This window comes from Actinacidiphila cocklensis, from assembly GCF_907177275.1.
GTDB classification, from domain to species: Bacteria; Actinomycetota; Actinomycetes; order Streptomycetales; family Streptomycetaceae; genus Actinacidiphila; species Actinacidiphila cocklensis.
The window spans coordinates 29,675-41,755 of record NZ_CAJSLV010000069.1 but is presented as its reverse complement, the minus strand read 5'-3'; the positions used below and the strand labels follow the sequence as shown (position 1 = coordinate 41,755).

The window sequence follows — 12,081 nt, the reverse complement described above, 5'->3', positions numbered from 1 at the left end:
ATCAGCCCCGCTCCTTCCCTGCCCTGCGGCCCTACGCCTTCCTGGTGTCCTTGCGGTACAGCCACGCGGCCGTACCGGCGAAGAGCGCCAGGTAGCAGGCGAGTACGGCGATGTCCTTGGCGTGCGGCGCGTCGCCCAGCTCGATCGACTGGCCGAGGGCCGCGTAGGGGCGGCCCGGCAGGTAGCCGATCACGGTCTGCAGCCAGTCCGGCCAGCCTGTCACAGGGACCCACAGGCCGCCGAGCCCGGCGAGACCGAAGTAGAAGACCATCGAGATCGGCCGGGCGGCGTCCGCCGTGGCGAGGTAGCCGATGGCGACGCCGAGCGCAGCGAAGACCAGACTGCCGGCCCAGGTGCTGACCGCGATGGCGATCCACTGCCAGGCGGCCATGTGCACGCTCTTCACCGTGGCGCCGAGGATCAGCACGATCAGGATCGACGGCAGGCTGACGGTGGCGGCTGCCGCGATCTTCGCTGTGACGTAGCCCCTCCCGGGCAGTGCGGTCAGCCGCAGCTGCCGCACCCAGCCCTTCTCCCGCTCGCGCGCGATCCGCTCCGCGTTGCCCATCAGGACCGCGGTCATCGCGCCGAACGCCGCCATCGCCACCATGTAGTACGCGACATAGGTCAGGCCGAGGTCGCCGACCTCCTTGTCCTTTCCGGTGCCGAGCGTGCTGATCACGAAGAGCAGCGCCGGATACATCATCGAGAAGAACATGAACTTGCGGTTCCGCAGGGTGCGCAGGATCTCCAGCCGGACCAGGGTCTTCATCGCTTGCCCGCCTCGTCGCCGCCCGCGCCTGCGGGGTACGCGTTCGCGGCGGTGGCCGCGTCGGTGATGGCCAGGAAGGCCTGCTCCAGGCCGAGCCCGGCGACCTCCAGGTTGCGCGGGTACAGGCCGAGGCCGTAGACCGCGTGCGTCGTCGCGTCGGCGTCGTCGGAGCGGATGCGGACCGTCGGCCCGGTGATCTCCAGGCCCACCAGGTGCGGCAGCGCCCGCAGCGCGGCCTCGTCGATGGCCCCTTCGAGGTCGAAGGTGATCCGCCGGGCGCCCGCCCGCGCCTTGATCTCCGCGGCCGTGCCGTCGGCGATCAGCCGGCCCTGGTGCAGCACCAGGACGCGGTCCGCGATGGCGTCGGCCTCCTCCAGGTAGTGCGTGGCGAACAGCACGGTCCGCCCCTCCTCGACCTGGCCGCGCATCGTCGCCCAGAACGCCTGCCGGGCGCTGACGTCCATCCCGACGGTCGGCTCGTCCAGCACGATCAGGTCGTTGGCGCCCGCGGTGGCGAGCGCGAACCGCACCCGCTGCTCCTGGCCGCCGGAGAGCTTGTTGACCATCCGCGAGCCGATGTCCGCGATGCCGGCCGCGGCCAGCACCTGGTCGACCGGGTACGCCCTGGGGTGCAGCTCGCACGCGAGCCCGACCAGCTCCCGTACGGTCACCTCCTCCATGAGGCCGCCGCTCTGCAGCATGGCCCCGACCCGCCCCTCGGCGATCGCCTGCGCGGGCGTCCTCCCGAACACCCGCACCGAGCCGCCGTCGGCGTTCTTCAGCCCGAGCAGCAGGTCGAGTGCCGTCGACTTGCCGGCCCCGTTCGGCCCGAGCAGGGCCACCGTCTCCCCCGGGTGCAGCTCAAGGCTGACGTCGGCCACCGCCCGCACGGCACCGTAGCTCTTGCTCACCCCGCTGAACCCCACGACAGGCGCCCCCGTCTGCACGGTCGGCCCCGTCGCGCCATTCGTCGCTGTCACTGTCATGCTCCCAGCCTCCCCTGGCGGGTCGGCCGCGCGGCAGTGCCGGAGGTCGTGAGTTCCGCATGACAGATGTCATACGGCGGCACGAGGCGGTGGGAGATGATCGGGGGATGGGTGAACTGGAGACCGAACGACTGATCCTGCGGCGCTGGCGTGACAGCGATCTGCCGCACCTCGCCGCCGTCAACGCCGACCCCGACGTCATGCGCTGGATCGGCGACGGCTCGACCTGGGACGAGGACAGGACGCGGGACGGCATCCGCAGGATGGAGGCGCTGTGGGAGGCGGAGAGCTTCGGCCTGTACGCCGTCGAGATCCGCGCCACCGGTGAACTCGCCGGCTTCACCGGCCTGTCCGTGCCGCTCTTCCTGCCCGAGGTGCTGCCCGCCGTCGAGATCGGCTGGCGCCTCGGCCGCCGCCACTGGGGCCGCGGCTACGCCACCGAGGCCGCTGTCGCGAGCCTGCGCTACGGCATACGCACCCGCGGCCTGGACCGCGTCATCAGCGTCGCCCAGACCGGCAACACCGCCTCCGAGCGGGTCATGCACAAGCTCGGGATGCGCCTGGACCGCGAGCTGGTCTCCTCCTCCAGCGGCCGCCCGGTGCGGGTCTACGCGATCACCGCGGAGGAGTACGCCGCTGCCGCCGGCTGATCCCGGCCGCTGTCGCGCACGGTGAGCGGGTGGATGCGGGGGCGACAAGCGGCCGCGCGCGGCGATTGGCGCAAGAATGGGGATGAACAGGGCGAAAGTGCCGACCCAGGCGGGTGATGCGCAGATGGCTGCCGTACACGGCGCACCGGACGACGGCCCCGCGGACGCCGTACGGCTGCGCCTGCTCGAAGCGGCGGACGGGCTCAACGAGGCCGACCTGCTGCGGCTCGCGCTCCAGCAGGCGGTGTCCGCGCTCGGCGGCTACGGCGGGCTCGCCCACCTGCGCGGCCCCGAGGACGGCACGATGCGCCTCGCCGCCGTCAACGGCCTGCCCGCTCCGCTGGCCCGCCGCTGGGACAACCTGCCGACCACCGGGTTCACGGCACCGTGCGGCGCCGTGAAGGACCTGCGCGTGACCTGGGACCTGCGGTGGCCCGCGGCCGCGGCCGCGGGCGCCGACGGCACGGCGGCGGGCCGGGACGGCGCCGGGGCCGGCGGGGACCAGGCGTCCGCGGCCGACGCCGCTGTGCCGGGCGCCGGCTGGATCGCCGGCCCGCCGCCGCCCGTGCAGCCCTCGGCGTGGGCGGTAACCGACACGGACGGCAGGCTGCCCGGGGGCGTGGTGGCCGCGCCGCTGCTGCTCAACGGCGAACCCGTCGGCGCCCTCTCCGTCCTGACCGGCGCCGCCCCCGACTCCGGCCGGCAGCGCTTCCTGGCCCGCCTCGCCGGGGCCGTGAGCTCGCAGCTGCCGCGCTCCCGGGCCTGGCGCAGCGGCACCAGCCCCTGGTGGCAGGAGCCGATGGGCACCAAGGAGCAGGCGATGCAGCAGGTCAGCGTCGGGACCTGGACCTGGGACCTGGACAGCGGGCGGCTGGACGTCGACGAGGTCACGGAAGGGCTCGCCACCGCGGCCGGGCTCGACCCCGCCACCTGGGACCACCGGATCGAGACCTGGATGGAGCGCATCCACCCCGACGACCGGCCCGGCGTGCAGGAGTCCATCGAGGCGTCGCTGTCGACCGGGCAGCCGTACGCCGTCGAACACCGCGTCCTGGACGGCGACGGCCGGATCAGCTGGCTGGAGCTGCGGGCCGCCCCCGAGCGCGACGACACCGGGCGGCCGGTGCGCATGGTGGGGACCACCTGGAACGTCACCGCCCGCCGCAGCAAGCTCGCCTGGCTCGTCGGCCTGCTCGAAATGCACCCCGACCCCATCCACGTGCTGTCCGCGGACGACCGCGTCGAGTGGGCCAACCACGCGGCCCGCGCGCTCGGCGGGGGCGCGGGAGCCGAGATGATCGGCGAGGTCCCCTGGGTCAAGCAGCCGAAACTCGCAGGACAGGGCATGCCCGAGATGCTGACCAGGGCACGGGCCGCACCGGGCGCCGCGGTGACCAGCGAGCTGACGTACTACGAGGAACCCGGCGGGCGGCTCGCCTCCTGGACGGTGCGTGCCGTGGAGGTCGGCGGCTTCGTCGCGACCCAGATGGCCGACATCTCCGAGCAGAAGGCCGCCGAGCGGGCCGAGGCGGAACGCAGCCGCCGGATGACCGAGCTGAACCAGGCGCTGATCCGCGCGGTCGGCACCCCCGACGTGGTCGCCGCGATCATCGAGCACGTCCTGCCGCTGGTGTCCGCGGAGGGCCTGATCGTGCAGGACGTCACGGGACCCGCGCCCCGGCTGGTCGCGGCCACCGGGTACGCGGCGGAGTTCCGCGCGGAGCTGGAGGCGCCCGGCTGGCCGCAGCGGCTGGCCACCGCCGCCGACACCGCCACCCCGCGGTTCTTCTCCTCGATCGCCGAACTCGACGCGCTGTGGCCGCGGCTGACCCCGCTGGCACGGTACGGCGGGAAAGGCGCATGGGCGGTCCTGCCGCTGATCGTCGGCGACCACCGGGTCGGCTCGTGCATCATCAGCTGGCCGGGGCCGCGCGATTTCACCGAGCAGGAGAAGACGCTGCTCGGCACCGTCGGGGTGATCATCGCCCAGGCACTGGGCAAGGCCAAGCTCTACGAGGAGGCCAGGCGCCGGGCGGAACGCCTGCAGAACGAGCTGCTGCCCGGCGAGCTCCCGGACACCGTCGCCGTCGACAGCGCCTCCCGCTACCGGCTCGCCGCGGGCGAGGAGGTCGGCGGCGACTGGTACGACACGATCCCGATGCCCGGCGGCCGTACGCTCGCCGTCATCGGCGACGTGAAGGGCCACGGCCTCGAACAGGCCATCGCCATGGGCATCATCCGGCACGCCGTGCTCACCGTCGCCGCGCTCGACCTGCCCGTCGACGAGATCATGGCGCACCTCAACGACGTGGCGGGGCGGCTGGAACCGCTCACCGCCACCAGCCTGCTGCTGCTCTACGACCCCACCACCGGCTGCTGCCGGATCGCCGGCGCGGGCCACCCGCCGCCCATCGTGGTCCGGCCCGGCGGCAAGGCCCAGGAGGTCGACCTGCCCGTCGGGCAGCCGCTCGGGCAGGCGCAGGTCCCGGCGCCGGTCACCGAGCACGTCCTGCCCGAGGGCAGCGTCCTGGTCCTCTACAGCGACGGCCTGCTCGAAGGCGCCGAGCGGGACCGCGACCCGGCACCGCTGGCCGACCTGCTCACCCGCTACTCCGCCACCGCCCCGCTGCCCTCCGACGTCGGCCGGCGGGAGGCCTGGCTCGACACGCTGTGCGACACGATCACCGGACAGCTGCCGCCCGACCCGCACCGCAAGGACGACGCGGTGCTGCTCGCGCTGGCCCTCGGGCGGGTGCCGGACGACCGCATCGCGTCCTGGGACCTGCCGTGCGCCCCCGAATCCGCCCGGCGCGGCCGCGTCCTGGCCGCCGAACGCCTCACCGCCTGGGATCTCGGCGACCTCAAGGACACCGCGACGCTGGTGGTGAGCGAGCTCATCGGCAACGCGGTACGGCACGCGGTGGGCATCGGCAGGGACGTCGCGGACGGCGTCGAGGGCCTGCTGCGGCTGCGCCTGCTGCGCCTCACCGACGACTCCGTCACCTGCGAGGTCTACGACGGCTCCCAGGCGACCCCGCGGGTGCGCCACCCGCTGCTGGACGACGAGTTCGGCCGCGGCCTGCAACTCGTCGCCGTGACGGCCAAGCGGTGGGGCACGCGGTACACCGAGGGCGGCAAGTGCATCTGGGCGCGGGTCGCGCTGTGACCGGCGCCGTACGCGGCGCGGGTCGCGCTGTGACCGCGTACGGTGCCGCGTCCCCGGGAGGTGAACCTGTTCGGCGGGTGCCGCACGGCAGGCGGCGTTCGTTGGTCCCGGCATGACGCACGCACCCCTGCCCATCCCCGTCGCCGCGGCGCTGGAAGCCGCCAACGCCGGGGCCATCGAGGACTTCCTGCACGCCTTCGCCGCCGACGGCGTCGTCGACGACTGGGGCCGCGAGTTCCGCGGCCACGAGGCGATCCGCGGCTGGAGCGACGCCGAGTTCATCGGCAAGCAGGTCCGCCTGGAGGTGACCGGCTGCCGCACCGAGGGCGACACGACCACCGTGAGCGCCCAGGTCGGCGGCCACGGCTACAACGGCCCGTCCGACTTCGCCTTCACCGTGCGCGGCGACCGGGTCGCGCTGATGCGTATCACCGGGTGAAGGCTCCTCATTAGGCTGAGGGCCATGAGCGACCCGGAACCCGTGAGAGTGCTGCTTGCCGACGACCAGTCCATGGTCAGGGAGGCGCTGGCGACGCTGCTCGGGCTGGAGGACGACATGGAGGTCGTGGCGCAGGTCGGCCGCGGCGACGCGGTGGTCGCCGCGGCCAAGGCGTACGCGCCCGACGTGGCGCTGCTGGACATCGAGATGCCCGGCATGACCGGCATCGAGGCGGCGGCGCTGCTTCGTACGGAGTGCCCGCGGGTGAAGGTCGTCATCGTGACGACCTTCGGGCGGCCCGGCTACCTGCGGCGCGCGATGGAGTCCGGGGCGGATGCGTTCCTGGTCAAGGACGCCCCCGCGGCCCAACTCGCGGAGGCGGTGCGCCGCGTGCTGCGGGGCGAGCGGGTGATCGACCCGACGCTGGCCGCGGCGGCACTCGCCGACGGTGCCGACCCGCTGACCGCCCGGGAGCGCGACGTCCTGACCGCGGCGGCCGACGGCAGCGTCAACGCCGACGTCGCCCGGCTGCTCGGCCTGTCCGAGGGCACGGTGCGCAACTACCTCTCCACGGCGATCCAGAAAACCGGCGCGCGCAACCGCGCGGAAGCGGCCCGCATCGCCCGCGAAAAAGGCTGGCTCTGACCCACCCGCCCCGCCCGCTGCCCTATTCCGCAGAGGGAGAGCGTTTTTCAGGGGCGCGGGGCTGCATCTGATCTGCGGCCGGCGCCGCGCGGGCGCGCCCAGCCCGCGCCATCGGCCACCGCCAAGGAGCGGCACCCCAGGGGCGCTGGGGGTACCCCCGGGCGAGGCTGGCCCCCCGAAAAGTCCCCCCGCAGGGGCTAGTTGAGGTGGGCGCGGGCGGCTCGCGCGCCGAGCCGGATCGCTGCGGCCGACTCCGGGTCGAACGTACCGATGACATCCGCGTAGGAATCCATCTCCGCGGCCCCGCCGAGGAAATCCCCCATGGAGACCAGGAGCTTCGCCCGCTCGTAGCGCAGCTTCGCGGGATGCCGGGGGAGGAGCAGCGTCAGGTCGAGCGTCCAGAGCTGGACCGGGCGGTGCTCGGGGCGCGGCGCGGCCCACGCGCGGATGTTGTTCAGGATGCGCTGGACGACGTCCAGCGGGTCGGCCGGGCTGAAGGACTCCGCACCCTCCGCGAGGAGCTGCGCGTCGGCGCGGGACATGAGCCGGCCCCCGTCGAAGGGGTCGACGAGCACGTGCTCGCCGTCGGGATCGCCGAGCCCGACCGCGAAGTGGCCGGGGAGCGCGACCCCGTAGACGGGGGCGCCGGCGCGGCGGGCCACCTCGATCCAGACCACCGACAGCAGGATCGGCAGGCCGCGCCGCCGCCGCAGCACGTCCTGGAGCAGCGAGGAGGACAGCCGCTGGTAGTCGCCTGGCGTGCCGTGGAAGCCGTGGCCGACGCCCAGGACGCGGTGCAGGGCGGCCGCCCACTCCAACGGCGTGCACAGGCCGTGCGGGAGCAGCCCGGCGAGCCGGTCCAGCTCGATCTGCGCGGCGTCGGTGGCGTCGCCGTCCAGCGCGGGGTCGGCGCGGGCGCCGATGAGCAGGCACAGCTCGGCCAGGTCGGGGCGTTCGTCCCGGGCCGCGGCGGCGAAGCGTTCGGGTACGGTCATGCCGGCGGTCGCCGGTAGTGGTAGCCGTGGTGGTCGCTGAAGCCGAGCCGGTCGTAGAGGGCGCGGGCGCCCTCGTTGTCCGCCTCGACCTGGAGGTACGCCGCGGTGGCGCCCTCTTCCGCGGCCCGCCGGGCGAGCGCGCCCATCACCGCACTGGCCAGGCCCCGCCTGCGGTGCGACGGTATGACCTCGACGGCCCCGAAGAGCGCCCACCGCCCGTCGACCACGGCCCGCCCGATCGCGCCCGGCATCGTCGCGAACCAGACGGACGGCCCGCCGGTGACGACCTTCAGCGCCGCGTCGGCGAGATCCCCCGTGCGGTGGTAGGCGGCCAGCCAGTCGGCGTCCGGCGTACGGGACAGCGTCACGGGGTCGCCCGGCAGCAGGGTCAGCGGCGCCAGCGGCGCCGTCCTGATCAGCGTGTCGGCCTCGCGCGGCCACCCGCGGGCGGCCGCCTGGGCGGCGTACGGCGAGGAGTCGGACAGCTGCAGGTACGGGGTCGCGCCGCGCACGCGGTACCACCGCACGACCTCGGCGAGCGCCTCGTCCACGGGCATCCCGGGGTCGCCGCCGACCAGTACCGAGTTGGCCCGGCGGGTGAAGCCGCCGGCGTACCGCAGCGTCCAGTCGCCGAGCGGGGCGGTCTCTGTGGCGGGCCACGCCCGGGCGGCGACCGCGTCCATTGCCTCGTCCGTCACCACCGGAACAGCCGCACCGCGCCGTACCGGCGCGGGCGGGACAACCTTGCCGGCCACGAGGGCGGATTCCGCGATACGGACGGATTCGCCGGTCCTGCGCGTGATCTGCACCACTCCCTTGTCCCAGGATGCGAGAACACCGACCGTATCGGTGAACGTCGGACGGCCGTCAACGACTTCGGACAACTGCCGCACCGATACGCGTTTGCCCACGTCAGCCGGGGTAATCCGGACTTCCAGTCGTGCCCCGGCCGAGAAATCCGCTGGCATGCGTGCCCCTCCTGTTCGGTTCGTGCCCCGGAACGGAGATACTAGGTGTGGGCATCGACGACGCCGCGCTCCCGCGCGAGATGAGCCCTATCGAGGAGGAACGACAGCGTGACCTACGTCATCGCGCAGCCTTGTGTCGACGTCAAGGACAAGGCGTGCATCGAAGAGTGCCCGGTCGACTGCATCTACGAGGGCGCTCGGTCCTTGTACATTCACCCGGACGAATGTGTCGACTGCGGCGCGTGCGAACCGGTCTGCCCGGTTGAGGCCATCTTCTACGAGGACGACACTCCTGAGGAGTGGAAGGACTACTACAAGGCGAACGTCGAGTTCTTCGACGAGCTGGGTTCGCCCGGCGGCGCGTCCAAGCTCGGACTGATCGAGCGCGACCACCCCTTCATCGCCGAGCTGTCCCCGCAGAACCAGTAAGCGCACCAGGTACTACGCACCACACAGCACCAGGTACGACAGCCAGCACGCCGCGCCCCAGGGCGTCTTCCGCCACGGCCCCGTACGCGCCGCAGCGCCGTACGGGGCCGTGGTGTACCGGCAGAGTGAAAGTGTGAGCACGTGAGTATTTCCGCCCGCCTGCCGGTCTTCCCGTGGGACCGGCTCGAACCGTACAAGGCGGCGGCCGCCGCCCATCCCGACGGCGTCGTCGACCTCTCGGTGGGCACCCCGGTGGACCCGGTGCCCGAGGTGATCAGGCAGGCCCTGACCGCCGCGGCGGACAGCCCCGGCTACCCGCTGACGTACGGCACCGCCGCGCTGCGTGCCGCCGCGGCCGACTACCTGCGCACCTGGCACGGGGTCGCGGGCGCGGACCCGCGCCACATACTGCCGCTGATCGGCTCCAAGGAACTGGTCGGCTGGCTGCCGACGCTGCTCGACCTGCGCGAGGGCGACCAGGTCGGCTACCCCCAGCTGGCCTACCCGACGTACGAGATCGGCGCGCTGATGGCCCGCGCCGAGCCGGTCACCTACGACGACCCGGTCGCCGACCTCGACCCGGCACGCGTGAAGCTGCTGTGGCTCAACAGCCCCTCGAACCCCACCGGGCGGGTGCTGGGCGCGCCTGAGCTGCGGCGGATCGTCGGCTGGGCGCGCGAGCACCGCATCCTCGTGGTGTCCGACGAGTGCTACATCGAGCTGGGCTGGGAGGGCGAGGAGCCGGTCTCGGTCCTGCACCCCGACGTCTGCGGCGGCAGCCACGACGGCCTGGTCGCGGTCCACTCGCTGTCCAAGCGGTCCAACTTCGCCGGCTACCGGGGCGCCTTCCTGGCCGGCGACCCGGCGGTCGTCGCGGAACTGCTCGCGGTACGCAAGCACGCCGGCATGATCGTGCCGCAGCCCGTACAGGCCGCGATGGTCGCCGCCCTCGGCGACCGCGCCCACGCGGTCGAGCAGAAGGAGCGCTACGCCCGCCGCCGTACCGCGCTGCGCACCGCCCTGGAGGCGGCCGGCTTCCGCATCGAGCACAGCGAGGCCAGCCTCTACCTGTGGGCGACCCGCGGCGAGGGCTGCTGGGAGACGGTCGCCGACCTGGCCAAACGTGGCATCCTGGTCGCCCCCGGCGAGTTCTACGGCCCGACGGGCGCCGCCTTCGTCCGCGTCGCCCTGACGGCAACGGACGAGCGCATCGCGGCGGCGGTGGAGCGGCTGGCCTGACGTCCACCTTTGCCGCTGGGCTCGCACCAGAGGCAAAAAGGGGCTCAGCCCAAGGGGAGGGTCTTGAGGGGGAGCTGGTCGGTGGGGAGGGCCCCGGTGTTGGGGAGGGCGCCGGCGACCGGGAGGGACTCGGCGGTGGCGCCGGCGATGCGGCCGGTCGCGTCGGTGGCCTGTGCGGCGCTCTGCTGGGCCGCGGGAGCCGCGGTGCCGACGATACGGCCGGCGGCCGGGACGGCGGTCTTCACGGCCTGCGTGCCGCCCTGCGTGGCGAGCCCGGCGGCGTGCTGCGGGGCGCCGTCCACCGCGGAGCCCAGCTCGGCGCCGTCCAGGGCGGTGAGGCCGCCCACCGGGTGCGCGGGGGCCGCGGCGTGTGCGGCGCCCGCGCCGATCAGGGGTGCGGCGGCGGCGCCGAGCAGCAGGGCGGCCTGGGCGATGCGGCGCGTGAGGGGGAGGGACATGGTGCTCCTTGCGGCGAGTGGTCTTCAACAACGCCGTGACTATCGGCGGACACGCCGGAAGGTTGCGGCCGCACAAGGTAAAGAGTGGGCAATGCGTCGCATAATAGGCACCCGGCACATCGGATATAACGGACAGCTGATATGACCGGCGGCCACCCTGAAAAGCCGTCACATCCCAGCCCAGGCAGGGGAATCGGCGAACGGCGCGGCAATGTGCCGCGGGTATTCGCCCGCCGCCGGGAAATCCCCTCGCGGGTGAAAGCGGGCACTACTGCGCGACGGTGATCCGTACGAATCCGCCGCCCGCGCCGTCGGGGCTGCCGCCCGCGGCCTCCGCCGCCTTCTGCCAGCCGCTGCCGGAGCGCGCCGCCTGCCACTGCATGCCGGCGAAGGACACCACCGAGACCTTCAGGTCGTGCGCGTGCGCCACCGACCACTGGGCCAGCTGCCAGCCCCGCCGGACCGCGTCCCCCGCCGCCCCGCCGCCGGGCGGCCCCGCGGGGACGCTCACCGTACGGGCCGGCTCCCCGGCCGTCTTCGGCCGCGCCCCGGCGCCGAACTCCCGCTTCAGCCGGGCGGTCACCAGCGCGGTGTCGCCGGCCGCACCGCCCGCGCTGTCCGCCCGGTCCGCGCCCGTCGTGCAGCTCAGCTCGGCCGGCTTGCGGCCGACCAGGGCCGCGGACAGCAGCGTGGCGTCCGCCTCGTGCTTCGCGTACGCGTCCGGGAAGCCGCTCTTCTGCACCTTCTGCGCGGCGACCGTCAGGGGCAGGCCGGCGTAGCCCTTGATCTTGACGAGCCGGTCGTAGAACGCGTTCGTCGAGTAGACCGGGTCCTGGACCTCCTGCGCGGTGCCCCAGCCCTGCGAGGGGCGCTGCTGGAACAGGCCGAGGGAGTCGCGGTCGCCGTGGTCCAGGTTGTCGAGCCGCGACTCCTGCAGCGCGGTCGCCAGCGCTATCGTGACGGCCCGCTCGGGCAGTCTGCGGGCCGTCCCGACCGCGGCGATGGTCGCGGCGTTCGCCGCCTGGTCCTGCGTCAGCTCGAACCTGTCGTCGTCGGACCGCACCACGCAACCCGCTTCCCGCGGGGACTTGCCGCCGGTGAAGTGATACGCCACGTACGCGGCCGCGGCCAGCACCAGAAGTGCGCTCAGTACGCGGGTCGCACGGCGTCGCGGGTTTCTCGCCGAAGGGGCGTCTGACGTGGGCACGCGCAGAGCGTACCGGCTCCCCGCCCCCCTGAGGCCCCGCCCGTTTCGGTGCGTTTTCGTCCGCGGTGCTGTTGTGGGTGTTCGCGCAGTTCCGCCCCATAGCTTCGCCCGGGGGTACGCCCGGGCG

At 73.7% G+C, this 12,081-nt stretch carries 12 protein-coding genes; 6 read left to right on the top strand and 6 right to left on the bottom strand.

The genetic code is table 11. The features are described 5' to 3' along the window. Positions 1 to 31 precede the first annotated feature (31 nt). Both NFU81_RS24935 and NFU81_RS24930 read right to left on the bottom strand, forming a co-directional pair. Positions 32 to 772: an ABC transporter permease gene (locus NFU81_RS24935; RefSeq protein WP_251493813.1), complete on the bottom strand. Its 741-nt coding sequence runs from the start codon at positions 770 to 772 to the stop codon at positions 32 to 34. Next, positions 769 to 1,758 (bottom strand): ABC transporter ATP-binding protein, encoded by a 990-nt coding sequence (locus NFU81_RS24930; RefSeq protein ID WP_251493810.1) that lies wholly within the window; start codon positions 1,756 to 1,758, stop codon positions 769 to 771. The genes NFU81_RS24935 and NFU81_RS24930 overlap by 4 nt, the downstream gene beginning before the upstream one ends. A 107-nt stretch (positions 1,759 to 1,865) precedes the next feature. On the opposite strand from NFU81_RS24930, the gene NFU81_RS24925 reads away from it, so the two are divergent. The 4 genes from NFU81_RS24925 to NFU81_RS24910 all read left to right on the top strand — a co-directional run bounded on the left by NFU81_RS24925 (position 1,866) and on the right by NFU81_RS24910 (position 6,658). After that, positions 1,866 to 2,408 carry a GNAT family N-acetyltransferase gene (locus tag NFU81_RS24925; protein WP_251493807.1) on the top strand — a complete coding sequence of 181 codons (543 nt, stop codon included), beginning with the start codon at positions 1,866 to 1,868 and terminating at the stop codon, positions 2,406 to 2,408. Between the two features lie 124 nt (positions 2,409 to 2,532). Continuing rightward, a complete protein-coding gene (locus tag NFU81_RS24920; protein ID WP_251493804.1) occupies positions 2,533 to 5,574 on the top strand; it encodes a SpoIIE family protein phosphatase in 3,042 nt (1,013 codons plus the stop codon). Positions 5,575 to 5,686: 112 nt separating this feature from the next. Further along, positions 5,687 to 6,013, top strand: coding sequence for a nuclear transport factor 2 family protein (locus NFU81_RS24915; protein WP_251493801.1), 327 nt, complete (start codon positions 5,687 to 5,689; stop codon positions 6,011 to 6,013). A gap of 24 nt (positions 6,014 to 6,037) precedes the next feature. Beyond that, positions 6,038 to 6,658, top strand: a complete 621-nt coding sequence (locus tag NFU81_RS24910) for a response regulator transcription factor (protein WP_251493798.1) — start codon at positions 6,038 to 6,040, stop codon at positions 6,656 to 6,658. Between the two features lie 197 nt (positions 6,659 to 6,855). On the opposite strand, the gene NFU81_RS24905 is transcribed toward NFU81_RS24910, so the two are convergent. Together NFU81_RS24905 and NFU81_RS24900 are read right to left on the bottom strand one after the other, a co-directional pair. Beyond that, the gene (locus NFU81_RS24905) at positions 6,856 to 7,653 is read right to left on the bottom strand and encodes a transglutaminase family protein (protein ID WP_251493795.1); all 798 of its coding nucleotides are present in this window, start codon (positions 7,651 to 7,653) and stop codon (positions 6,856 to 6,858) included. Next, positions 7,650 to 8,621 carry a GNAT family N-acetyltransferase gene (locus tag NFU81_RS24900; protein ID WP_251493792.1) on the bottom strand — a complete coding sequence of 324 codons (972 nt, stop codon included), beginning with the start codon at positions 8,619 to 8,621 and terminating at the stop codon, positions 7,650 to 7,652. The genes NFU81_RS24905 and NFU81_RS24900 overlap by 4 nt, the downstream gene beginning before the upstream one ends. A 108-nt stretch (positions 8,622 to 8,729) precedes the next feature. Between NFU81_RS24900 and fdxA the strand changes: the two genes are divergently transcribed. Both fdxA and dapC read left to right on the top strand, forming a co-directional pair. Further along, positions 8,730 to 9,050 (top strand): ferredoxin, encoded by a 321-nt coding sequence (fdxA, locus tag NFU81_RS24895; RefSeq protein WP_033171714.1) that lies wholly within the window; start codon positions 8,730 to 8,732, stop codon positions 9,048 to 9,050. Positions 9,051 to 9,191: 141 nt separating this feature from the next. Next, on the top strand, positions 9,192 to 10,289 hold the full coding sequence (dapC, locus tag NFU81_RS24890; protein ID WP_251493788.1) for a succinyldiaminopimelate transaminase: 1,098 nt from the start codon (positions 9,192 to 9,194) through the stop codon (positions 10,287 to 10,289). A 44-nt stretch (positions 10,290 to 10,333) separates the two neighbouring features. On the opposite strand, the gene NFU81_RS24885 is transcribed toward dapC, so the two are convergent. After that, the gene (locus tag NFU81_RS24885) at positions 10,334 to 10,747 is read right to left on the bottom strand and encodes an ATP-binding protein (protein WP_251493785.1); all 414 of its coding nucleotides are present in this window, start codon (positions 10,745 to 10,747) and stop codon (positions 10,334 to 10,336) included. Between the two features lie 268 nt (positions 10,748 to 11,015). After that, entirely contained in the window at positions 11,016 to 11,960 is a 945-nt protein-coding gene (locus NFU81_RS24880) for a heavy metal transporter (protein ID WP_422665280.1), read from the bottom strand. Positions 11,961 to 12,081: the final 121 nt, after the last annotated feature.

Excerpts from the sequence above, each read along its gene's own strand:
- NFU81_RS24920 (WP_251493804.1), top strand. The coding sequence starts at position 2,533 with ATGGCTGCCGTACACGGCGCACCGGACGACGGCCCCGCGGACGCCGTA.
- NFU81_RS24935 (WP_251493813.1), bottom strand. The coding sequence starts at position 772 with ATGAAGACCCTGGTCCGGCTGGAGATCCTGCGCACCCTGCGGAACCGC.
- NFU81_RS24925 (WP_251493807.1), top strand. The coding sequence starts at position 1,866 with ATGGGTGAACTGGAGACCGAACGACTGATCCTGCGGCGCTGGCGTGAC.
- NFU81_RS24885 (WP_251493785.1), bottom strand. The coding sequence starts at position 10,747 with ATGTCCCTCCCCCTCACGCGCCGCATCGCCCAGGCCGCCCTGCTGCTC.
- NFU81_RS24915 (WP_251493801.1), top strand. The coding sequence starts at position 5,687 with ATGACGCACGCACCCCTGCCCATCCCCGTCGCCGCGGCGCTGGAAGCC.
- NFU81_RS24910 (WP_251493798.1), top strand. The coding sequence starts at position 6,038 with ATGAGCGACCCGGAACCCGTGAGAGTGCTGCTTGCCGACGACCAGTCC.
- NFU81_RS24900 (WP_251493792.1), bottom strand. The coding sequence starts at position 8,621 with ATGCCAGCGGATTTCTCGGCCGGGGCACGACTGGAAGTCCGGATTACC.
- NFU81_RS24905 (WP_251493795.1), bottom strand. The coding sequence starts at position 7,653 with ATGACCGTACCCGAACGCTTCGCCGCCGCGGCCCGGGACGAACGCCCC.
- NFU81_RS24930 (WP_251493810.1), bottom strand. The coding sequence starts at position 1,758 with ATGACAGTGACAGCGACGAATGGCGCGACGGGGCCGACCGTGCAGACG.